General features: G+C 58.5%; 17 protein-coding genes. All 17 read right to left on the reverse strand.

Features of this window, described 5'->3' with window-relative positions; genetic code table 11:
* Positions 1 to 122: 122 nt before the first annotated feature.
* The gene (locus tag ACI0FJ_RS15640; protein WP_424304844.1) at positions 123 to 1,598 is read right to left on the reverse strand and encodes a glutamine amidotransferase-related protein; all 1,476 of its coding nucleotides are present in this window, start codon (positions 1,596 to 1,598) and stop codon (positions 123 to 125) included.
* 81 nt (positions 1,599 to 1,679) lie between these two features.
* Positions 1,680 to 2,546, reverse strand: a complete 867-nt coding sequence (locus ACI0FJ_RS15645) for an IS3 family transposase (protein ID WP_424306474.1) — start codon at positions 2,544 to 2,546, stop codon at positions 1,680 to 1,682.
* A gap of 11 nt (positions 2,547 to 2,557) precedes the next feature.
* A complete protein-coding gene (locus ACI0FJ_RS15650; protein ID WP_424306476.1) occupies positions 2,558 to 2,833 on the reverse strand; it encodes a transposase in 276 nt (91 codons plus the stop codon).
* A 392-nt stretch (positions 2,834 to 3,225) separates the two neighbouring features.
* Entirely contained in the window at positions 3,226 to 5,733 is a 2,508-nt protein-coding gene (gene secA, locus ACI0FJ_RS15655; RefSeq protein WP_424304846.1) for a preprotein translocase subunit SecA, read from the reverse strand.
* A gap of 25 nt (positions 5,734 to 5,758) precedes the next feature.
* Positions 5,759 to 6,871 carry a (Fe-S)-binding protein gene (locus tag ACI0FJ_RS15660; RefSeq protein WP_424304848.1) on the reverse strand — a complete coding sequence of 371 codons (1,113 nt, stop codon included), beginning with the start codon at positions 6,869 to 6,871 and terminating at the stop codon, positions 5,759 to 5,761.
* A 387-nt stretch (positions 6,872 to 7,258) separates the two neighbouring features.
* On the reverse strand, positions 7,259 to 8,635 hold the full coding sequence (locus ACI0FJ_RS15665) for an FAD-binding oxidoreductase (protein ID WP_424304850.1): 1,377 nt from the start codon (positions 8,633 to 8,635) through the stop codon (positions 7,259 to 7,261).
* Between the two features lie 291 nt (positions 8,636 to 8,926).
* The gene (gene metK, locus ACI0FJ_RS15670; RefSeq protein WP_424304852.1) at positions 8,927 to 10,096 is read right to left on the reverse strand and encodes a methionine adenosyltransferase; all 1,170 of its coding nucleotides are present in this window, start codon (positions 10,094 to 10,096) and stop codon (positions 8,927 to 8,929) included.
* A 266-nt stretch (positions 10,097 to 10,362) separates the two neighbouring features.
* A complete protein-coding gene (panD, locus tag ACI0FJ_RS15675) occupies positions 10,363 to 10,707 on the reverse strand; it encodes an aspartate 1-decarboxylase (RefSeq protein WP_424304854.1) in 345 nt (114 codons plus the stop codon).
* Between the two features lies 1 nt (position 10,708).
* Complete coding sequence (gene panC, locus ACI0FJ_RS15680; protein WP_424304855.1) at positions 10,709 to 11,560, reverse strand: pantoate--beta-alanine ligase; 852 nt, start codon at positions 11,558 to 11,560, stop codon at positions 10,709 to 10,711.
* A 123-nt stretch (positions 11,561 to 11,683) separates the two neighbouring features.
* Positions 11,684 to 13,366 (reverse strand): hypothetical protein, encoded by a 1,683-nt coding sequence (locus ACI0FJ_RS15685; RefSeq protein WP_424304857.1) that lies wholly within the window; start codon positions 13,364 to 13,366, stop codon positions 11,684 to 11,686.
* Complete coding sequence (gene truA, locus ACI0FJ_RS15690) at positions 13,299 to 14,186, reverse strand: tRNA pseudouridine(38-40) synthase TruA (RefSeq protein ID WP_424304859.1); 888 nt, start codon at positions 14,184 to 14,186, stop codon at positions 13,299 to 13,301. The genes ACI0FJ_RS15685 and truA overlap by 68 nt, the downstream gene beginning before the upstream one ends.
* A 55-nt stretch (positions 14,187 to 14,241) precedes the next feature.
* Positions 14,242 to 15,882: an ABC transporter ATP-binding protein gene (locus ACI0FJ_RS15695; RefSeq protein WP_424304861.1), complete on the reverse strand. Its 1,641-nt coding sequence runs from the start codon at positions 15,880 to 15,882 to the stop codon at positions 14,242 to 14,244.
* A 2-nt stretch (positions 15,883 to 15,884) separates the two neighbouring features.
* Positions 15,885 to 16,805: an ABC transporter permease gene (locus ACI0FJ_RS15700; RefSeq protein ID WP_424306585.1), complete on the reverse strand. Its 921-nt coding sequence runs from the start codon at positions 16,803 to 16,805 to the stop codon at positions 15,885 to 15,887.
* Positions 16,806 to 16,878: 73 nt separating this feature from the next.
* Positions 16,879 to 17,937 carry an ABC transporter permease gene (locus ACI0FJ_RS15705; RefSeq protein WP_424304863.1) on the reverse strand — a complete coding sequence of 353 codons (1,059 nt, stop codon included), beginning with the start codon at positions 17,935 to 17,937 and terminating at the stop codon, positions 16,879 to 16,881.
* A 7-nt stretch (positions 17,938 to 17,944) separates the two neighbouring features.
* Positions 17,945 to 19,078, reverse strand: coding sequence for a BMP family ABC transporter substrate-binding protein (locus tag ACI0FJ_RS15710; RefSeq protein WP_424304865.1), 1,134 nt, complete (start codon positions 19,076 to 19,078; stop codon positions 17,945 to 17,947).
* Between the two features lie 221 nt (positions 19,079 to 19,299).
* Positions 19,300 to 19,794, reverse strand: a complete 495-nt coding sequence (gene gpt, locus ACI0FJ_RS15715) for a xanthine phosphoribosyltransferase (protein ID WP_424304867.1) — start codon at positions 19,792 to 19,794, stop codon at positions 19,300 to 19,302.
* A gap of 225 nt (positions 19,795 to 20,019) precedes the next feature.
* The gene (locus tag ACI0FJ_RS15720; RefSeq protein WP_424304869.1) at positions 20,020 to 21,732 is read right to left on the reverse strand and encodes an FAD-dependent oxidoreductase; all 1,713 of its coding nucleotides are present in this window, start codon (positions 21,730 to 21,732) and stop codon (positions 20,020 to 20,022) included.
* Positions 21,733 to 21,779: the final 47 nt, after the last annotated feature.

Genomic DNA, 21,779 nt, shown 5'->3' on the forward strand with positions numbered 1-21,779 from the left:
GAAAAAAGCTGCAACAAAGCTGGGAGCAAAAATCGCGCGGCCATAATTCCAAGGTTTTCCCCTCGTTCTTCCCCTTCCAAAAACTTTTATTATTTAAACTTTGTGCAACTCGGTCCCTTTCACTATTTGGTAAGCACTTGGCGCAAAAAGTTTTTCAGCACCGGCTGCCCCTGGTTGTACGGCTCCTTTATTTCCGGGTGGAATTGTACCCCGTGGCGCATGCCGTCTTTGCGGCGGATGGATTGGATATAGCCCGACTCGGCAACCAGCTCGTATCCCGGAGTGATTTCCGAAATAGCCCAGCCATGGACTTCGGCAGCGGTAAACGGCTGGGGCAGTCCCGCGAACAGCGGGTCGTTCACCACGGTGTGCAGTTTCGTGTATTCGTTCGGCTTCTGCATGGCGGTAATGTCGGACCAGCCCATGGAACGCACGCGCGTATATCCGGCCTGGAAAGCCAGCATCTGGTTGCCCGCGCAGATGCCCAGAATCGGCACCGGAGCCTTGCGGATAAGCTCGTATTCCCCGTTGTAGGCGAACATGGGCAGATTGTTGTAGTCTGCGTTGTTTCCGGACAAAACAATGGCAACGGGCTTGTGCTCCAGCCTGTTGAACATGTCCATGCTTACCTGCCAGTGCGGCACCTGAAGGATATGGACCGGGTGACCTAGCCCTTTTGCCTCTTCCTGTATCCTCTGGCTCAACAACGTAAACGTTGCACCATCGTGCTGGTTGCCCACCACCAGAATGTACGGAGTGTCCGGTGCGCCGGGAACGGCAGGCATGCCGGGCGAGTACAGCAGAATTTCATTCAGAGCCGGGGCATAGCCTGTCCACTCGGTTATTTCCAACCGCCAGAATCTCGCCGTAGTGGGTGTGCTGTCGAGCAGGAAACGATAGGTGTCTGCCTTGCTTACGCCAAGTCCCTGCACCTTGCTCCAGCTCTTGCCGTCGTCGCTTGCCAGCCAGTGGAAATTTCTGGGCCAGCCGTCATTGTCCCCAAAGTCCGCCAGCATCCACACCCGGCTGATTGCAACGGATTTGCCCATGTCCAGCTCCACCCACGGCACAGGATCGCCCGGAGGCGCGGACCGCCACTGCGTTGCCAGCCCCTGGTCCGAATAGTCCACAAGGTTGCCTGCGTCCGAACCGCTGGAAACCTTCACGCTCACAGGCACCGCCCGGGTAAGGGGCACGAACGCGTCGTCACTGCGCGTGTCCACGAAAAACCGGCTCACAGCCCAAGGGCCGATATTGCCCCTCTTGTCCACAGCCCGTACGCGCCACCACCAGCGGCTCTTATCGGCCAGCGGTTTTGCAGAAGGAACAAGCAAGGCCGAAACCTTGGAGCCCGCAACTTCCAGCACCGTGTATTGGCGCAAAGCCTTGGTGGAAAATGTGTCCGCTACGTCCAGTTGCACCTGGTACTTTCTGGCTCCGTCGCCACCCTCGGCATTGAGGAACGACAAGGTCGGCGTGGTGCGCGTCACTACCACGTCCAGGCACGGATTCGTGGTCATCTTTACCGAAGTCAACGGACATCCTGCCCAAACCGGAATTGCCCAAGCCACCATCAGAATAACCGTTAGAATCCGCATGTTGCCTCCTGGGGGTAGGGAAGGGACAGGCGAGGGAAAACCTTTGAAGTGCCATATAAAAAATGGACATTCTCTGAGAGGTTAGTCCGCTACGTTACTTTTAGCCTGGTGGATGTTTTCATATTCCACCGGGCTTTTATAACCGATTCCGGCATGCCGCCGTTTCCTGTTATAAAATCCTTCCAGGAACATGAAGATATCCAGTTTGGCTTCGGAGCGGGTCTGGTACCTGCTCCAATTTACCCATTCCCTTTTCAGCTTGCTGAAAAACGTTTCTGCAACGGCATTGTCCCAGCAGTTTCCCCTGCGGCTCATGCTACAAACCATTCCATTTTGACTCAGGGCTTTTCTATACAGTTCGCTGGTGTATTGACAGCCTTGGTCGCTGTGATGGAGCAATCCCGCTTTGGGGGATCTGGATTTAACGGCCATTGTCAGAGCCTTGCAGGCGAGATGTGAGTCCACGCGTTCCGACATTGCCCAACCCACCACGCGTCTGGAGAACATGTCCAGAGTAACAGCAAGATACAGCCAGCCTTCTCGTGTCGGAATATACGTAATGTCCGACGCCCATTTCTGATTCGGTGCCGAGGCTAAAAACTGTCGTGAAAGATGGTTTTCAGCCACAGGCGGATTCGGTCCAGTTTGACAGGGATAACGATGTTTTCGCTTCAACTTGGACTGCAGTCCAGCAGCCGCCAGCACCCGCCGCACTGTCTCCGGGCAACACCAAAACCCAACCTGCTCCACGACGTCCATATGCACCTTGCGATAGCCGTAAATTCCCCTACTGGCGTGATACGACTTCTGTGCTGCGGCAAGGACCAGCTGCCGCTTCAACGCCAGTCTACCGGGCTTTCGCCTTGCCCACGCATAATAGCCGCTTCTGCTGACGGACAGAACTTTGCAAAGAACCTTCGTCGGGTAATGTCCCCTTTGCTTTGCGATCCACGCGTACTTTACAGGGACTCTTTTGCAAAGTACGCCGCTGCCTTTTTTAGAATTTCATTCTCCATGCGCAGGCGGGCATTCTCGTCCCTCAGCTTGGCATAATCGCTGGCAGCTGACGTGCTTTCCTCTCTGGGAGAAAGTTCGCCACTTGCACGATACTTTCTAACCCAATCACGAACTGACCAGCCGCTACAGCCAAGCTGCTGTGCAACCTCAGAAAAGGAATACCCTTGTTCGACAACAAGCTTTGCCGCTGACAACTTGAAATCTTTTGAATATCTCATACGTGCCACTATGCTCTCCTGTTGGAGCGAACAGTAACCTCTCGGTTCGTGTCCGTCATCTATAGGGCACTTCACTTTTTGAAAAAAGGTTCTTCCCTCGCGCTCCCTTTCCCAAAACTTTTATGCTTGGTTGGTGGAAACGAAAATTACCCCTATGGTGCCATAGCTTGTGGACGTTGTTGAGTCTTATTTCTTCGGCTGTTGAAAAAGACAGGTCTTTTTCAACAGCCTGCCTCGTTTTGCTGGAAAACCATGATATTTTTTTATTCTCCTTCTAACAGAGATGCCCGGTACGAGCTTTCGCTCGTACCGGGCATCTCTGTTAGAAACCGCAGGTCCAGGAGGCCGTTGCCTCCTGGCGGGGCGTGGGGCAGCGCCCTACTTTCCTTCCCTTATTTACCGCAGCATTTTTTATACTTCTTACCGGACCCGCAGGGGCAGGGATCGTTGCGGCCAACTTTGGGCTGGTCGCGTTTGACGGTTTGCTGTTTGACAGCTTCCGCGTCGCCGCCTGCGTATTGGAGGTCCTTGTTTTCTTCGTGCTTGAATTCTTCTTCCTGCACTTCGGCCTTGATGCGCAGTCGGCTGAGGGCGAAGAGGGCGTTTTCCTTGAGGCGGTAGATCATATCCTGGAAAAGCTCGAAGCCTTCGCGCTTGTATTCCTGCTTGGGGTCTTTCTGGCCGTAGCCGCGCAGGCCGATGCCGTCGCGCAGGTAGTCCATGTTGTTGAGGTGCTCTTTCCAGTTCTTGTCCAGGGAGTCGAGCAGGAAGTAGCGGAGAATTTCCAGAAAGTGGTCGGGCGCCTGGTCGCGCAGGTCGTTCAGGGTGTTTTCCACCCATTTCCCGGCGGTTTCGCGGTCGGGCAGTTTGTCGGCAAATTCCTCAAAGCGGCGGAAGTCGAACACCTGTTCCAGCCGTGCGCGTGCTGCCTGCGCGGCTTCGCCGTCCGGATCTTCCTTTGCGGCGGCCAGCATGCCGTAGATGTCGTCCAGCAGGTCGTCGGTAAATTCCAGGACCATGGGCAACAGGTCTTCTCCGGTCATGATTTCGCGGCGCAGGGTGTAGATGACCTCGCGCTGCTGGTTCATAACGTCGTCGAATTCCAGCAGGCTTTTGCGGATTTCAAAGTTGTGGCCTTCCACGCGGCGCTGTGCGTTTTCAATGGCCTTGGTAATCATTTTGTTTTCAATGGGCTCGCCGTCCTTCATGCCCAGGCGTTCCATGAGCGAGGAGATGCGGTCCGAGCCGAACAGGCGCATGAGATCGTCGTCCAGGGCCAGATAGAAGCGTGAGGAACCCGCGTCGCCCTGACGGCCGGAACGACCGCGCAACTGGTTGTCGATGCGTCGTGATTCGTGGCGTTCCGTGCCCAGGATGTGCAGGCCGCCAACGTCGGTGACGCCTTCGCCCAGCTTGATGTCCGTACCACGGCCGGCCATGTTGGTGGCAATGGTGACGTGCCCTTTCTGACCGGCTTCGGCAACGATCTCGGCTTCTTTTTCGTGTTGTTTGGCGTTGAGCACATTATGGGGAACGTGCATTTTTTTGAGCATGCGCGAGATGAGTTCGGACTTTTCAATGGACACGGTGCCAACCAGAACGGGCTGGCCGTTTTTGTGCAGCTCGGCAATGTCTTCGACAATGGCCTGGTATTTTTCCTGCTGCGTCCGGTAGATGAGGTCGGGAAAATCCTTGCGCACCATGGGCTTGTTGGTGGGGATGACCACCACGTCCAGGTTGTAGATTTCCTTGAATTCAACGGCTTCCGTATCCGCGGTACCGGTCATGCCCGCAAGTTTGTCGTACATGCGGAAGTAGTTCTGGAAGGTGATGGAGGCCAGAGTCTGGTTTTCGGCATTGATCTTGACGTTTTCCTTGGCTTCCAGGGCCTGGTGCAGGCCATCGGAGTAGCGGCGTCCGGGCATGAGGCGGCCGGTGAATTCATCGACAATGACGACCTCGTTGTCCTTGACGATGTAGTCCACGTCGCGCGTGAACAGGGCGTGGGCCTTGAGCGCCTGCAGCACGTGGTGCTGGAGGTTGACGTTGGCCGCATCGTAGAGGTTCTCGATTTCGAGAATTTCCTCGCACTTGGCCACGCCTTCTTCGGTAAGGGAAACGGCGCGGGCCTTTTCGTCCACGGCATAGTCTTCTTCGTTCACCAGTTTGGGAACAATGGCGTCCAGCCGCTTGTAATGGCCAGTGGACTGTTCTGCCTGGCCGGAAATGATGAGCGGGGTACGGGCTTCGTCCACAAGGATGGAGTCGACTTCGTCCACGATGGCATAGTGCAGCGGTCCCTGGACCACGTGCTCCACGGAAAAGGACATGTTGTCGCGCAGGTAGTCGAAACCAAATTCGTTGTTGGTGCCGTAGGTGATGTCCGAGCCGTAGGCGGCGCGGCGCTGGTCCGAGTCGAGACCGTTGAGGATGACGCCCACGGACAGGCCCAGAAAGTTGTAGAGCGTACTCATCCATTCGGCGTCGCGGTTTGCCAGGTAGTCGTTGACCGTGACCACGTGCACGCCTTTGCCATCCAGGGCGTTGAGCACAACAGGCAGGGTGGCGACCAGGGTTTTACCTTCACCGGTCTTCATTTCCGCTATCTTGCCCTGGTGCAGGACCATGCCGCCTATGAGCTGGGTATCAAAGTGGCGCATGTTCATGCGCCGCACTCCGGCTTCCCGGACCAGTGCGAAAACTTCGGGCAGCATGTCGTCCAGGCTACGTCCGTTGGCTACTTCCTGCTTCCATTCCGCGATTTTGGCGGGGAAGGCAGCGTCGTTGAGTTCCTGCATGGCAGGTTCGAACGAATTGACGCGGTCCACCATGGGCCTGAGTTTTTTAATCAGCCGGTCGTTGGCCGAGCCGAATATTGTGCGGGCAATAGTGTTGATCATGGTATGGTTTTCTCCGTAAGGACGTTTATTTCACGATCAGAGCGTCCAGCCAGTGTCGGACCTGGACGCTTTGGGGAGCGGAATTTTCGAGCTGCATAACGCATCCGCTGCAGCCGGTAATCAGTCCGGTATCGGGCTTGGGAGCAAGGTGCTTCCAAAGGGCGGCATTGACCTCGCTGCACAGGCTGCCGTCTGTAAGTTGCATTATTCCGCCCAAACCGCAGCAATGATCTCGCGAAACGGTCTGCAAGCGCTCGCCTGCCATGTTCCGGACCAGTGTCTCGTCCGGGTCGGGCTGCGGCGCGTGGCAGGGACGGTGGTAGGCAATGGATTGCGGTTCTCCGTCCAGCGGGGAAAACGAAGCGTCTTCCAGCAGGCTTGCCAGGGGCACAAGAGATTCACGCCACTCGTCCTGCTCGCCGTCCATCCAGGCCAGCCTGTCGTCTGCCAGGCGCATAAGCCCGGTGTAACAGGTGGCACAGAACGTAACCATCTTGGGCTTGCCCAGCGCGCGCCAGGCCAGCACGTTGTCGGTCCGTACCTTGTCCAGTTCTTTTGTTGTTCCGGCATGGCGCAGTGTCCAGCCGCAACAGGAAAAATCGTTATCGGGCAGCAGTTCAACGCCCAGCCCCCGCAGGATTGCAGTTGCCTTGTCTTTCCAGACCGGGCGCAGATGGTTTGCCGTACAACCTGCAAAGAGTACGGCCTTTGTAAACGGGGCGCAAGCTGAACCGGAATGCATGGCAAACCAAGGTTTTGGGGCGTCTTTGACGCGCTTCAGGCGCATGTGTTCGGGCAGGGCGAAGGCGGCGGTGGAAGCCAGCGGCCAGAGGTACTCGGCCTTGCCGATAAAGTGCTTCCAGGCCAGCTCGGCAAAACGGGGGTGGGCCGCCTTCATTTGGGCCGTGGCCTTCCATCCGGACAGGTCGTAGGGACAGACTTCTTCGCACCGGCCGCAGGCCAGGCACAACCCGGCCAGACGCTGGGCTGGTATTTCGCTGATGTCCAGCTTGTGGTTTTCCAGCAGCTGGGACAGCAGCTGCTTGGCGCGGGGCGAGAGCTCCTCGCGGCCGGTCGCGGATATAAGCGGGCATACTGCCAGGCAGCGGCCGCATTGGATGCATTCGGTATTACTCATAAAATTGTTGTGTCTCCAAATGGTCGCGCGATTTTTGCGTCCTGCTTCGTTCCAGTAAATTTCGCTTCGCGGGCCGTATTAATTATACTGTCCTCGCTCGCGAAATTTTCTGTGCCTCGCAGGACACAAAACTTACGCGACCTGAAGCAGGCGTAGGTGTAAAAGAATTTTTCGCTGGGGGCCATGATGGCCCCCAGACCCCCGCGTTTCGTTTTTTGAGCCCATGTACGACGCCGCGGCGTCGTACATGGGCTCAAAAAACGGAAAATTACGGAAGTTCATAAGTTGCTAGCCTTTCCCAATAATAAAAGTTTTTGGAAGGGGAGCGCGAGGGGAGAACCTTTTTTCAAAAAGGTTTCCCCTCGCATCTCTTCCTCTTCCCCCGCCCTAATACGCCTTGTCCGGGTTCATTATGTTGTGCGGGTCGAGGGCGTGCTTGATGGCGGCCATGGCGTTGAGTTCGTTGGGGCCGAATTGTTTGTGTATGTAGGGTCTTTTGACCATGCCGATTCCATGCTCGCCGGAGAGTGTTCCGTTGAGCCGGATCACGGCGTCGTAAATTTGTTCCTTGGCAGTCTTGGCTTTTTGGGCAACGCCGGGCTGTTCGGCATCGTACATGATGTCCACATGGATGTTTCCGTCGCCCAGGTGCCCGAAACAGACCACGTTGAGCCCATTTTGTTCGCCGATGTCGTGAAAGGCGCGCACGGCGTTGGCGACCTGGCTGCGCGGCACGGCTATGTCGTCGTTGCTCTTGTTGGGTGCCACGGAGTAGAGCGCGGGGCTGATGAGGCGGCGGACTTCCCAGAGTTCTTCCTCGGTTTCCGGGGTGTCGCCGATTTCGAGAAAGAGGGGATCGCATGTGCTGAGTGCGGCGTGCAGCCGTTCCAGGTCTGCGGCAAGGGCCGCGCGCGAGCCGTCCAGACGAAAGAGCAGCGCCCCGCCGGGATTGCCGGTCCAGGGCACGGAGGGCGCGACATCGGCCAGGGCATCCAGGACCTTGTTGTCCATGAATTCCATGGCAGTGGGCAGGAAACCGGCGTGAAAGACTGTTGAGGCTGCTTGCAGACAGTTCCCCAGAGTCTTGAACCCGACCAGGATGGAAGCGGTGGCCTCGGGCTTGGGCAGAAGCTTGAGGATGAGCTTGGTAATGATGCCGAGGGTGCCCTCGCTGCCCACAAGAAGGCGGGTGAGGTCGAGCCCGGCCACGTTTTTGTGCACGGGTTTGCCGGTGCGGATGGTTTTTCCGCCGGGCAGGACGGCATTGAGCCCCAGGATGTAGTCGCGGGTTACGCCGTATTTTACGGCGCGCAAACCGCCTGCACAGGTGGAGGCATTGCCGCCGATGGTGGAGATGTTCACGCTGGCCGGGTCGGGCGGATAAAAGAGATTTTGCGCTTCCAGTATTTTCTGGAGTTCGCCTGTCACCACGCCGGGTTCCACGGTGGCGGTGAAGTCGTCGGCGCTTATTTCGATGATGCGGTTCATGCGCAGGGTGGAGACGACGATGCCGCCTTTTTGGGGCACCACACCGCCTGCCACGCCCGTGGCTCTGGCCCTGGGATAGACGGGAATGCGTTCCCTGTGGGCCCAGGAAAGCAGAATTTCCACTTCCTGTTCGGTTTCGGGCCGGACAACGGCATCGGGCAAGGCCAGGATGCGGCTGCTGTCTGTGCTGTGCGTGGCGCACGCTTCTGGTTCCAAGCGTAGCGCGTCTTTGGAAAAGGAGTCTTGCAGAAAGCGGATATGTTTTTTTGAGAGCATGAAAGTTCTTTTTTTTGGGGGATCTCGGCGGAAGTTCCTGTGGGTGACACCAACCACGAAGCAAAGGCTAATCACTGTGCCGGTGGGTGGCAAGACAGAAGGTGGCATTTTCCAGCAGCGAGGGCGCGGAGGCAAGAAAAAAAAAGGCGACAAACGGTTTTTTTAGGTGCGGGGCGAGGGAGGGCGGCTGCCGGGAGCGTTGCAAAAAGAAACCGGCAGGAATGTTCTCCCTGCCGGTTTGATTTTTCGCTCTGCCGGACGAACGGGGCTTTGCAGCCTCTTGCCCGGATTTTACAGTTTGCAGGCCGTGCGCAGGTCGGCGACGGCATCGGTCTTTTCCCAGTTGAACTCGGGAAGTTCGCGTCCGAAGTGACCGTAGTTGGTGGACTTGCGGTAGATGGGACGCAGCAGGTCCAGACGGCGGATGATGTGGTAGGGGCGCAGGTCGAAGACTTCCTTGACCGCCTTGGTCAGGGTCTGGTCGTCGCACTGGCCGGTGCCGCGCGAGGAGGCAAGAACCGAGACCGGATCGGCCACGCCGATGCAATAGGCCACCTGGACTTCGCAGACGTCGGCAAGACCGGCGGCCACGATGTTCTTGGCAATGTAGCGGGCCATGTACGCGCCGGAGCGGTCCACCTTGGACGGGTCTTTGCCCGAGAAGGCACCGCCGCCGTGTGCGCCGGCTCCACCATAGGTGTCCTGGATGATCTTGCGTCCGGTCAGGCCGCAATCGCCCATGGGACCGCCGATGACAAAGCGCCCGGTGGTGTTGACGAAGAAGCTGGTGTTCTTGTCCAGCAGTTCTTCGGGCAGTGTATGGCGCACGACTTCCCTGAGGAGGGCCTCGCGCAGGTCTGCGTTGCTGACGGATTCTGTATGCTGTGCCGAAACAACCACGTTGTCGATACGGCTGACCTTGCCGTCCACGTATTCCACGGCCACCTGGGTCTTTCCGTCGGGACGCAGGAAGTCGAGAATGCCTTCCTTGCGCACGTCGGTCAGGCGGCGGGAGAGCTTGTGCGCCCAATAGATGGGAGCAGGCATGAGCGTGGGGGTTTCCTTGCTGGCAAAGCCGAACATCATGCCCTGGTCGCCCGCACCCTGTTCTTCGGGTTTTTGACGGTCCACACCCTGGGCGATATCACCCGACTGTTTGTCGATGGTGGAGATGACGGCGCAAGTGTTGTAGTCGAAGCCCATATCGGAAGAGTTGTACCCGATGTCCTTGATTGTGGTCCGGACAATATCGGGAAGATCGGCATAGGCGGTGGTGGAGATTTCGCCCGCGATCAACGCCATACCGGTGGTGACCAGGGTCTCGCAGGCCACGCGCGCATTGGGATCCTGACCGATGATGCTGTCGAGCACCGCATCGGAAATGGAGTCGGCGACCTTATCGGGATGGCCTTCGGTGACGGATTCGGACGTAAACAGGTACCGCCCTTTGCTGTCGATCATATATCAACCTCCTTTGATGTGTTGATTTGCTTACTGAGTTCTTCCCTTACTTTGTTTTGTACAAAAAGGCTAGTGTCTAATTCAATGGATATTGATACATTCATACTTTGATTTTTTCGAAAGCCGAAGGCGCGGACTCGTGGAGCTTCGCCGATCGGCAGTTGAGGCTGCCACACCATACCTCTGGCGGCGAAAAAAACAAACGGCTGCGGGATAAAAATATCACGCAGCCGTATGGCGGGAAAAATCCCGGAGGTAAGGCAGGGCTATTTGGGGGTGTTGGTCTCGTCCACCAGCACGACCCTGGGGGTGTGCCCTGCAATCTCGTTTTCGGAAAGCAGGCCGTAGCAGGCGATGATGACCTTTTGGCCCACGCCGCCCTTGAGTGCGGCGGCACCGTTCAGGCAGATCTGCCCGGGATTGCCGACAATGGCATAGGTGGTGAGGCGTTCGCCGTTGTGGATATTGTACACGTCCACCTGTTCAAAGGGAGCGATGCCCGCGGCTTTCAGCAACACGGGGTCTATGGAGATGCTTCCTTCGTAGTTTACGTCGCACTCGGTGATGGTGGCACGGTGGATTTTACCGAGCAGGAAATTGCGAAGAGCCATTTTACGCGACCTCTATCTCTATGTTGTCGATCAGCCGGGCCTTGCCGCAATACACGGCCACGGCGGCCACGGCCTTTTGTCTGATGGTGTCCTGCGGAACCATGGATTCCGGGTCCACTATTTCGATGTAATCGATGCGGCCCAGCGGAATGTTTTCCGCATAGTAGGCGGCCAGATCGGCTTTCAGGGCCTTGGTGTCGCGCTGCCCGGCCACGGCGGCCTGCTGCAGACGGACAAGGCCTTTGCGCAGGTGCGGGGCACGCGCGCGCTCTTCCGGAGTCAGGTAGATATTGCGCGAGCTCAGAGCCAGGCCGTCGTCCTCGCGCACAATGGGATGGCCGAAAATTTCAATGGGCATGTTCAGGTCGCGGACCATGCGCCGGATAACGGCGAGCTGCTGGTAGTCCTTTTGCCCGAACACGGCTAGGCAGGGCATGGCCAGCATGAAGAGCTTGGAGACCACGGTGGTGACGCCGCGGAAATGCGTGGGCCGGGTGGTGGCGCACAACCCCTGCGAAGGTCCGTCCACGGTAACCCATGTGGAAGCGTCGGGCGTGTACATGGCAGCTGGATCGGGCGCGAAGAGCAGGTCGGCTCCGGCTTCGGTTGCCACGCGGCAGTCGTTTTCAAAGTCGCGGGGGTAGGCGTCCAGGTCTTCGTTGGGGGCAAACTGCGTGGGGTTGAGAAACACGCTGACCATGACCTTGTCGGCATTCTTCCGCGCATGGCTTATCAGGCTGCGGTGTCCGTCATGCAGAAAGCCCATGGTGGGAACGAGGGCAGTGCGCAGACCCTGCGCGCGCCATTGCCAGCATTGCTTTTGAAAGGCGTCCGGTGTTTTGATGATGTCCATGGTGGTTGGCGGTTGCGTCCTTTTGAGGACGACTTCGTGTAATGATGAAAAAAACGGCCGGAAGAAGGTGTGTTGTAAACAAAAGATGTATGATTCCGACTGCGCGTTACCGCCGTACAAAATTTAGCCGGAAAGGTCCATTATCAAAGACCGATATTCGTTATTTAATGCCTGTTCAAAAGAAAATTCCAATTTTTTCAACGTCTCCGGGTCCTTAACAAAGTCCTCGTCCTTGTGGTCCAGGGTTTCCTTGACGCTCTTCTGCCACTTGGGGATAAGCCCGCGTGTTTCGTCGGCGAGAAGGATTCCGGCATGTTCCCGGTCTGTGGCAAAGGCCGAGGAAAATGTCGTGGGATCGAATTCCAGGCTGTCTTTTTCCGCGCTCTCCAGGCCGATTTCCGAGAGGGATTCCTGTTTGCTCTCGTAAGGGGCCTTGAACAGGTCGGGCAGTCCGTCGGTCAGGATGTCCGTATTGGCCCGCAGCAGGGAAGCCAGGTCGTTGTAGGCCGAAACAATGTCTGTAAGTGCTTCCCGCAACACGGACTGTGGCTCGCGCACGCTGAGCGTTTGGGCGGGGCGGCCAAAGGTTTCTTGCACGTCTATGCTCAGGCGGCCCTGGTCCAGGGTAAAGGCTCCGGCAGCCTCCATGTCCGTGCCGTCGGCTGTAAGATGGGCGTTCGCCCCCGGCCATGCCGTGCCTTCCAGCCCGAGGGTGGAGAGCAGGGGGGTGGCCAGCTGTTCGGCGGTATAGCCGGTGTTGTTCTCGCGCAGGCTGAGCTGCCAGTTCAGCTTGGGATCGACAGCCGTTACCTCGGCGCGGTAGCGCTCCACGGTCTTCACCGTGGGCATGGACGGATCGTAATAGGCCACGTCCACGGTTTCGTTCTGCATGTTGAAGCGGCTTTGGGCACCGTTCAGGTCGTTCGCCAGCCCGTCCAGTATGTTTTTCCAGGTGTCTCCCTCGGAAACGACCACATCAAACGTGCCGGACCCTCCGCCTATTTCGTAGGCCACGCTGTATGTTCCCGGATTGATGGTTGTTTCGCCGTTGGGGTCGAAGCTTCGGCTGTTGAAGGCCGAAGGCCGGTAGGGGCTGGCATTGGTCAGGTTGTAGCTCTTGACCGTGGGGCCGGATGTGGGGGCGGACGTGGCATCGAGGTCGGCCATGCGCAGAAAATGGCCGCGGGTGTCGGCCAGCTCCAGGTCGTCTTGGTTGGCGCGGCGGTTCACGGACAGCCCCAAAATGGTGCCTGTGGCATTGACCCCGTCCACCTTGGTTTCCGCTCCGGTCTGGGTGAAGACCTTGGCCTGCACATCCAGGGAACTGTTGTTGACCTGCTCGGCAAAGGCTTCCAGCACGTCCCGGTTGGTGTCGCCGTCCTCCACCGTAAAGCTTATATTCTCGGAGGTTTCGCCCAATGTGAGGACCGTGGTGTATATTCCGGCCTCGAGCTCTGTGGCCTCCTGGTCCTCGAATCCGCGCGAGAAGAAACGGTCGGCCGGACGGGCCTTGTCGCCGTAGTGCAGCCGGGCCGTGAAGCTGTCGCTGGTGGTGTCTTCTGTGTGCGTCAGCCGGGCGGTAAGGGTGTTGGAGTCGGTGGAAGGCCAGGCAAAGCGGTCCAGCGCGGACTGAAAATCGGTGAGCCTGCGGCGCAACGTCTTGGTGAGCAGGCCGGAAAACATGCCCAGCCGGGATTTTTTGAAAGTGGGGGAATAGTCGGAAAGCGGGCGTGACGGATTAGCGGTCCTGCTTGAGGCCGCTGTCAGAATTGAAGTTCGAAGAATCGTCTCGCCAATCTTGGGCATGGTCCAGCTCTATTTTTTCCGCAGACAGAGGTGTGGCGGGGCTTTGCGCCGTTTCCGGGTATTCCACCCGTTCCAGGCACAGCCCCTCTGCCGGGGCGGTCCGCGGAGCCTTGGTCCTATCACCCCCTATCAGTAGGGATCGGACATCGGCCACGGAAACTTTACCCTGACCCACGGCCACAATGCAGCCCATGAGGTTGCGGACCATCTGTTTGAGGAATCCGTCGGCCCGCACATGCCAGACCACTTCGCGTGGATCGCGACAGGAACAGGCGGGTTGGCGGGCAAAGGAATGGATGGTGCGCACCGTGCTGCTGACCGGGGTTCCCGTGTTCTGAAAGGCGGCAAAGTCGTGCTCGCCGACAAGTATGGCGGCTGCTTCGTCCATGGCTTGCAGGGCCTGGGCATCGAACGGACCGCACATCCAGACAAAGGGGCGGCGTTCGGGCAGGACAATGCGTCGGTCCAGCCACAGGGTGTATGAATAGGTCTTGGCAATGACGGAAAATCGGGCGTGAAAATCGTCGGGAACGGGCCGGACGTCGAGCACGGAAATGGTATCGGGCAGCATGGAATTGAGCGCCCCGATCCAGTCTATGGAAAGGCGGTTGGTGGGGATGTCGGCATGGGCCACCTGGCCGCGGGCATGGACGCCCGAATCCGTCCTGCCGGAGCCCTGTACACGGATGAAGCTCCCGCAGATTTTGCCGAGCACGCCTTCCAGCAGGTCCTGCACAGTGTTGCCGTCGGGCTGGCTCTGCCAGCCGTACAGATGGGTGCCCACATAGGCCAGGGTCATCCTGATGCGCGTCGTGCTCATGCCGTGGCTGTACCGTGTTTGCCTTGGGAACGGGCTTCCTGCCAGCTCTTGCCCGTTATTGTTTATCGGCCACGCCAGCCATGAGCAGGCCGATGCGGTCCACGCGTTTTTCGTCCGAGGTGGGAACCACGTCCATGAACCGTCCCCGGTACATGACAGCCACCCGGTCGGCCAGTTGCAAGGCTTCGGACAGGTCGCCCGTTACCAGCAGAATGCCTGCGGTTTCGCGCGCGGCCAGCAGCTGACGCCAGACTTCCTCGGTGGCGCTGATATCCAGCCCCTGGGTTGGCTGTTCGGCCACGATAATACGTGGACAGCGGAAAAACTCGCGGGCAATGACCAGCTTTTGCAGGTTGCCGCCGGAAAGCTTGCCCGCCGGTACCTTGGCATCGCCGGGGCGGACGTTGAAATTCTTGATCAGGTCGCCGGTGACCTTGCGGGCCCGCTTGTTCTGCATCAGCCCCGCCCGGCTGAAGCCCTGGCGGGTGGTCAGCAGCACGTTGTCCACCATGTCCAGCTCCGGGCAGGTGGCCAGCCCAAGCCTGTCCTCGGGGATGTAGCTCAGGGTGTCCTTCCAGCTGACGTCGGCGTAAAAGTCCTTCCAGGATTTCCCCAGCAGGTTGATGGACCCGTAGCGCGGCGGCTCGTGTCCCGTGACCGCGCGCACCAGTTCCTTCTGGCCGTTTCCGGCCACACCCACGATGGCGACAACCTCGCCCTGGCGCAGGTTCAGGTTGATATCGTGCAATCCTTCGCTGGTGACGTCCTTGATCTCCATGACCACGTCGCCGATGGGGGCGGGACGGCGGTTCACTTCCAGAACAACCTCGCGGCCCACCATGCGGTTTGCCAGCTCGGACTTGTCGGCCACGTCCGTGGGCTTGAGCGTGTCCACAATATGCCCCTGGCGGAGCACGGCGATATCGTCGGTAATGCCCAGCACTTCTTCCAGCTTGTGGCTGATGAAGACGATGGCCTTGCCCATTTCGGCCATGGTTTTGAGCGCTTCGAAAAAGACCACGATTTCCGGGGGCGTGAGCACGGCCGTGGGTTCGTCAAAGATGAGCACCTCGGAGTTGCGGTGCAGCAGCTTGAGAATTTCCACCCGCTGGCGCTGGCCCATGGAGAGGTCCGAGATGATGGCGGAGGGATCGATTTCCAGGCCGTATCGGGCAGCCAGGGCGGCCACATGGCTTTCCTGCTGGTCCGGGCGCACCCAGAACCCTTCCTCCTGGCCCAGGAGCACGTTCTGGGCAACGGTCATGGTGTTTACCAGCATGAAGTGCTGGTAGACCATGCCGATGCCAGCGGCGATGGCGTCCTTGCTGGAGGTGAAACGACGTGCGTAGCCGTTGATGTAGATGGTTCCGGCATCGGGCTGGTAGCGTCCGGCCAGGATGCTCATGAGCGTGGACTTGCCCGCGCCGTTTTCGCCCAGCAGGGCCAGGATGCGTCCGGCGTGGATATCCAGATTGATGTCGTTGTTGGCCTTGACCGGGCCGAAAAATTTGGAAATGCCCTCCAGCCGCACGCGGGGCACGTCGGCCAGGGCCTTGGAAAATCCCGTGGCCTGGGGCGCGTCCACCTTGTCCGCGCCCAGAGGATGGTCATATATATGCGAGTCCGCGTGTTGCCTGCGCGTCTGCTTGGCCTTGGTTTCGGCGTCGGAAATCTTGCGTCTGAGTCTGCCGAACATGGTTAGGCCTCCGGTTCCACGTTAACGCCCAATGCTCCGGGAGCGGCGTTCAATTTGCCGCGCACCGAGGAAAGCAGCAGGACGATGATGGTCAGCGCATAGGGCAGCATGAGCAGCAGGGAGGAGGGCAGGTTGGTGCCCGAGGCCTGCAGGCGCAGCTGAAAGGCCATGACGCTGCCGAACAGATAGGCGCCCAGCACGGCACGTCCGGGCCGCCAAAAAGCGAAAATGACCAGGGCGACGGCTATCCAGCCGCGTCCGCCCGTAAGGTTGTTGGTCCACAGGTGGGTGTAGGCCAGGGAAAGATAGGCTCCGCCCAAACCGACCAGAAAGCCGCCGATGGTGATACCCGCCCAGCGCAGTCGGTTGACGTTGAGGCCCACGGCCTTGGCTGCGGAGGGGTTTTCTCCGGCTGCGTCGAGCGCAAGACCAAAGCGCGTCCGCTTGAGCATGACCCATATGACCACGGGGACAAAGTAGGAGACGTAGATGAGGGCGTCGTGCCGGAAGAGGATGGGACCGATGGCCGGGATATCGCTCAGCAGCGGTACGTCAAAGGGAGTGAAGCCGGGGGCGCTCATGCCTACGAACGGCGTGCCCAGAAAGTTCGCCAATCCCGCGCCCAGAATGGTCAGGGCCAGTCCGGAAACAACCTGGTTGCCCTGAAACCACAAACAGACCACGCCGTGCAGACAGCTGAACAGGGCGGCGGCCAGTCCTCCCACCAGAAAGGCCAGCCACGGGCATCCCGTGGTGAGGGAGGTGAGAAAGGCGCACATGGCTCCCATGAGCATCATGCCTTCCACGCCCAGGTTGAGCACACCCGAACGTTCGGTGATGATTTCACCAACCGTGGCGTACAGGATGGGAGTGCCGGATTGCACAGCCGCCGTAAAAAGGGGGACGAGCATCTCGATCTGCATCTTCATTCCCGGAGCCTCAGCCGTCTGCCGCTTGTGCGGGCCGCCGTGCTCCTTATGATCTTCCCCGTAGGGGTTATGAACGTGATATGACCAGTTTGTAGTCGACAAAGAATCTTGCCGCAAGAACGGTCAGAAGTATCATGCCTTCCAGAATACCGCCAAAGGCCGCAGGGACCTGAAGCAACAATTGCAGGTTTTCCACACCCACACGCAGCGCGGCCAGCAGAAAAGCGGAGACCGCAATCCACAGCGGGTTCAGGTTTGCCAGCCAGGCAACCACAATGGCGGTAAAGCCGTACCCGGCCATGACGCTGGGCTGCAACCGGTTGAGCGAGGCCGAGGTTTCAATAAGCCCGGCCCAGCCTGCCAGAATGCCGCAAATAACCATCACCAGGCAGACCAGGAAATTGTATGGCATGCGGGCGTAGCGCGAGGGCTTGGGCCCGGAACCGCTGGCCTTGAGTTCGTAGCCCAGCCGGGTAAAGCGCATGATGGCCCAGAATGTAAGGCCTGCCACCACGCACAGCACCAGCCCCCAATGCAGGCGGCTGCCGCCGATGCCGGGAACGATGCCCGCGTCGGAAAAAACCGCGGTAAGCGGAAAACCATGGCTGGCCGGGTCTTTCCAGGGGCCGTACACAAGGTAGTCGAGCAGCAGGATGCCGATGTAGTTGAACATCAGGGTGGAAATGATTTCGTTGACCTTGAGCTTGGTCTTGAGAATGGCCGGAATAAAGGCCCAGAAGCCTCCGGCCACGGCACTGCTCAGAAACATGAGGGGCAGCAGAATCCAGGCGGGCTGGGAAGGAAAGGTGAGGGCGGCCCAGGTGGCGCCTATGGCTCCAAGGGCGTACTGCCCTTCGGCTCCGATGTTCCATATCTGCATGCGGAAGGTGAAGGCCACCCCCAGGGCGCACAGATAAATGGGCACGGACTTGAGAATGGTGTCCTCGATGGAGTATCCCGCGCCGAATGCTCCCTGCCACAGAATATAGATAGCCTGAAGCGGCGGCTTGCCCTGGACGGCAAGCAAAAGAGCACTGGCGACCAGCGGGAATGCCACAGCCAGGAAAAAAATGAAAAAGGAGCCCTGTGTCCAGGGCTCCTGTCGTTTTATGGCTCTAATCCGCATGGGCGTCTTATTCGGTTGTTCCGACAATGCCCTTTACGAACCAGTTCATGCCCAGAATTTCAGGATCGGTAAGGGTCTTGCCCTTTTCGACCTTGACTGCGCCGGACTGATCCATGAGGGGGCCCTGGAATACTTTGATTTCACCGGCCAAAAGCTGGGCTTTGGCTTCTTCGGTCGTGGTCTTTACGCTTTCGGGAACCATGGGACCGTAGGGAGCGATATCCACTACGCCTTTGTCGATACCCCACCAGAGCTGTTCGCTCTTCCACGTTCCGGCCTTAACCTGTTCGATGATGTCCTTGTACATGACACCCCAGTTCCAGATGGCGGCGGTAAGCTGCGATTTGGGGGCGAACTTGCTCATGTCGGAGTTGTAACCGATGGAGTAGACGCCTTTTTCCTGGGCAGCTTCCTGCGGACCGGGGGAGTCCTGATGCTGGGCGATAACGTCGCAGCCAACGTCGAGCAGGCTCTTGGCGGCTTCTTTTTCCGTGGCAGGGTCATACCAGGTCTTGGTCCAGACAACGCGCACTTCCACGTCCGGGTTCACGCTCTGCGCGCCCAGGGTGAAGGCGTTGATGCCGCGGATGACTTCGGGGATGGGGAAGGCGGCCACGTAGCCGAGCTTGTTGGACTTGGTCATGGCGCCAGCCACGATGCCTGTCAGGTAGCGGGCCTGGTACATGCGGCCGAAGTAGGTGCCTGCATTGGGTGCGGTCTTGTAGCCGGAGCAATGCATGAACACGGTATCGGGAAAATCCTTGGCAACCTTGATGACGGGGTCCATGTAGCCGAAGCTGGTGGCAAAGATCAGCTTGTAGCCGTTGCGGGCCATGTTCAGGATAACGCGTTCGGAATCGGGGCCTTCGGGCACGGATTCAACAAACGAGGTCTCCACGCCGGGCATGTTGGCAACCATCTGGCGGCCCAGGTCATGTGCGTAGGAGTATCCGGCATCGCCCACCGGGGAAATGTAGAGGAAACCGACCTTCATGGGAGCGTCGGCCTTGGTATCGGCAGCGGCTTCGGTTTTGCTGTCTGCTTTGGAGCTGTCCGCTTCTTTTTTGGAGCTGTTGTCATTACAGGCCGCAAGCGCCACAGACATGACAAGGGCCATGAGAAGATACAAAAATTTACGCATTCCGCTTCTCTCCTTCTTGTGTGAAAGTCCCGTTGGTTGAGGCCGTTTTATTTACGAGTCATCCGCTTGTTTAAGCTTGAGGCTGCTGATAAAGGCACGATAGCGTTGTTGCCTCAAAAAACTCAACCCCTCGCGTATCAGGAAATACGCGTCGTCCTTGAGTTTTTCTTACGCCTCGCTCTCCTACCTTTTTGAGCAGCCTGGAAGATTGAACTTTCTAATCAATCATCCGCTTGTTTAAGCTTGATGATGGGCTGCACGAACTGCGTTTCCGAATCCCAGGGCTGCAGAATCCATGTGTCCTGGCTGACTTCGGTAATGAAGGTGTCCACCAGGACTTTCCCCTTGGGCTTGGCATATACCGTGGCAAAATGCGCCTTGGGCAGCATGTCGCGCACGTATTTGGCCGTCTTTCCGGTGTCGACCATGTCGTCCACCAGCACCCAGCCATCGCCGTCGCCTTTGTCGTGCAGTTGTTCCAGCAGACGCGGTTCGCCCTGTTCCTTCCAGTCGTAACTCACAACGCATACGGTATCGATAAGCCGTATGTCCAGTTCCCGTGCAATGACTGCCGCAGGAAACATACCGCCGCGGGTAATGGCTATGATTCCTTTGAAATTTTTGTCTGCCAGTTTCCAGGCCAGGGCTTTGCAGTCTCTGTGCAGTTGATCCCAGGAAACAGGATACGTTTTGTGATAACGGTCCGCCAGTGCCATTCCGGGCCTCTCCCGTGGTATTATTAATAAGGTATAGCCTAAGAAATCAGGCTCTCAAAGAAAAAAGGTTCTTTTGCCTCTCAGGGGAGTTATGTCAAGTCCTTTGGGGCGAAACCTTGCATGACGAAAATTTTTTATGCCCGGCCCGGCGGAGAAAGGTCGCTTTTGGCCGTCATCCAAAAAGAAAATCCCCGGAACAGCGTACCGTTCCGGGGAGAAGTCGGCTTAGTTGAGGAATTCAGGATCAAGCTTGCTCAGGAATCCATGGCCGCCCTGCACGTTGCACAGGGTTTTGAAGCCCTTGGAGTCCAGGTAGCGCTGGCATTCAAAGGAACGCAGGCCGGTGTTGCAGAAGCAGACCAGCGGCTCGTCCTTGGGAATTTCGTTTATCCGGGTGTCCAGCTGGTCCTGCGGAATGTTGATCCAGCGGTCACCGAACTTTTCCTTGTACGGGGCCGCGTTGTCTTCGGACCGCACGTCCAGCACGCGGAATTTTTCCTGCCCAAAGCCCTCGATGAATTCTTCCATGCCCATGGGGTGGTTGTACCCGTCCAGCACGTTTTCCAGGGTGTTGCCCACGGCATTGAGAATGTCCATGGCCGAGGCGAAAGGCGGGGCATAGCCCACTTCCAGGTTGCCTATTTCGTCCACGGTGCAGCCGCGCACGATAAGTGCGGCTACTGCGTCCACGCGTGCCTTGACCGCGTCGCCATTGGCGCCCACGGCCTCTATGCCCAGTACCCGGCGGGTGGTGCGGTCGGCAATCAGCTTGAGAAAAACAAACTTCTGGGTGGGGTAGAAATGGGCGTGGTCCGTGCCCATGATCAGGGCGTAGGCTGGATCGAATCCGGCCAGTTTGGCCTGGCGCATGGTAAGGCCCGCCGTTGCCACGCCGATCTCGAACATCTTGAGGCAGAAGGTGCCCACTGCGCCGGGAAATTTGGCGTGCCCGCCTGCCACGTTGGTGCCGATGACTCGGCCCTGGCGGTTGGCCATGGAGCCCAGGGGCAGGTTGAAGGTTTCGCCGGAAACCAGGTTCTTGATTTCCACACAGTCGCCACCCGCATAAATATTGGGGTCGGAAGTGCGCATGCGCTCGTCCACCAGGATGCCGCCAAAGCGTCCCACGGCCAGACCAGCATCACGGGCAAGCTGGGTGTTGGCCCGCGCTCCCGCGCCGAAGATGACCAGTTCGCAGGGAATTTCGCCCGCGTTGGCCGTGCGTATGGCGGTAACGCCGTTTTCCGGATCGCCGATCACGGCTTCGACCCGGTCGCCTGTAAGCACGGTGATGCCGTTTTCGCGCATTTCCCCCTGCACAACCTTGGCTATTTCCGTGCCCACGGCCTGCGGCAGAATGGTGTCCATCATTTCCACCACCGTGGTTTCAACGCCCCACAGGTCGCTGAGTGCTTCGGCCATTTCCAGGCCGATGGCACCGCCGCCGACCACAACGGCGGAAGAGACCTTGCCCTTTTGCACCATTTCCTTGATGGCCTGGGCATGGTGCAGGTTGGCAACCACATGAACGCCGGGCAGGTCCGCGCCGGGAACGGGCGGGACAAACGGTGTGGAACCAAGGCCCAGCACCAGGGTGTCGTAGGGGATTTCTTCTTTGGCGCCCGTGTTCAGATCGGTTACGGAAACGGTTTTGGCCCTGCGGTCTATGGCCGTGGCCTCGCACCGGGTGCGCACGGTGAGGTGCTTGTATATGTCGAAAAAGGAGCAGTCGCGCCGGACATGAAAGACCGTGGACTCAAGTTCTTTGATCTCGGAAACGTCGCCGCCCACGTAGTAGGGAATGCCGCAGCCGCCGTAGGAAATGCAGTCGTCCCGGTCGATCATGAGGATTTCCGCCTCGGGATCGAGCCTGCGCAGGCGACAAGCGACTTTGGGGCCGAGGGCGACGGCGCCCACAATGACTACTTTTTTGCCCATGGGATTTCTCCTTTGTTTTCGTGATGCACGGTGACGTGTGTATCGGG

The sequence above is a fragment of the Desulfovibrio sp. 7SRBS1 genome, from assembly GCF_049723905.1.
Taxonomy (GTDB): Bacteria; Desulfobacterota; Desulfovibrionia; order Desulfovibrionales; family Desulfovibrionaceae.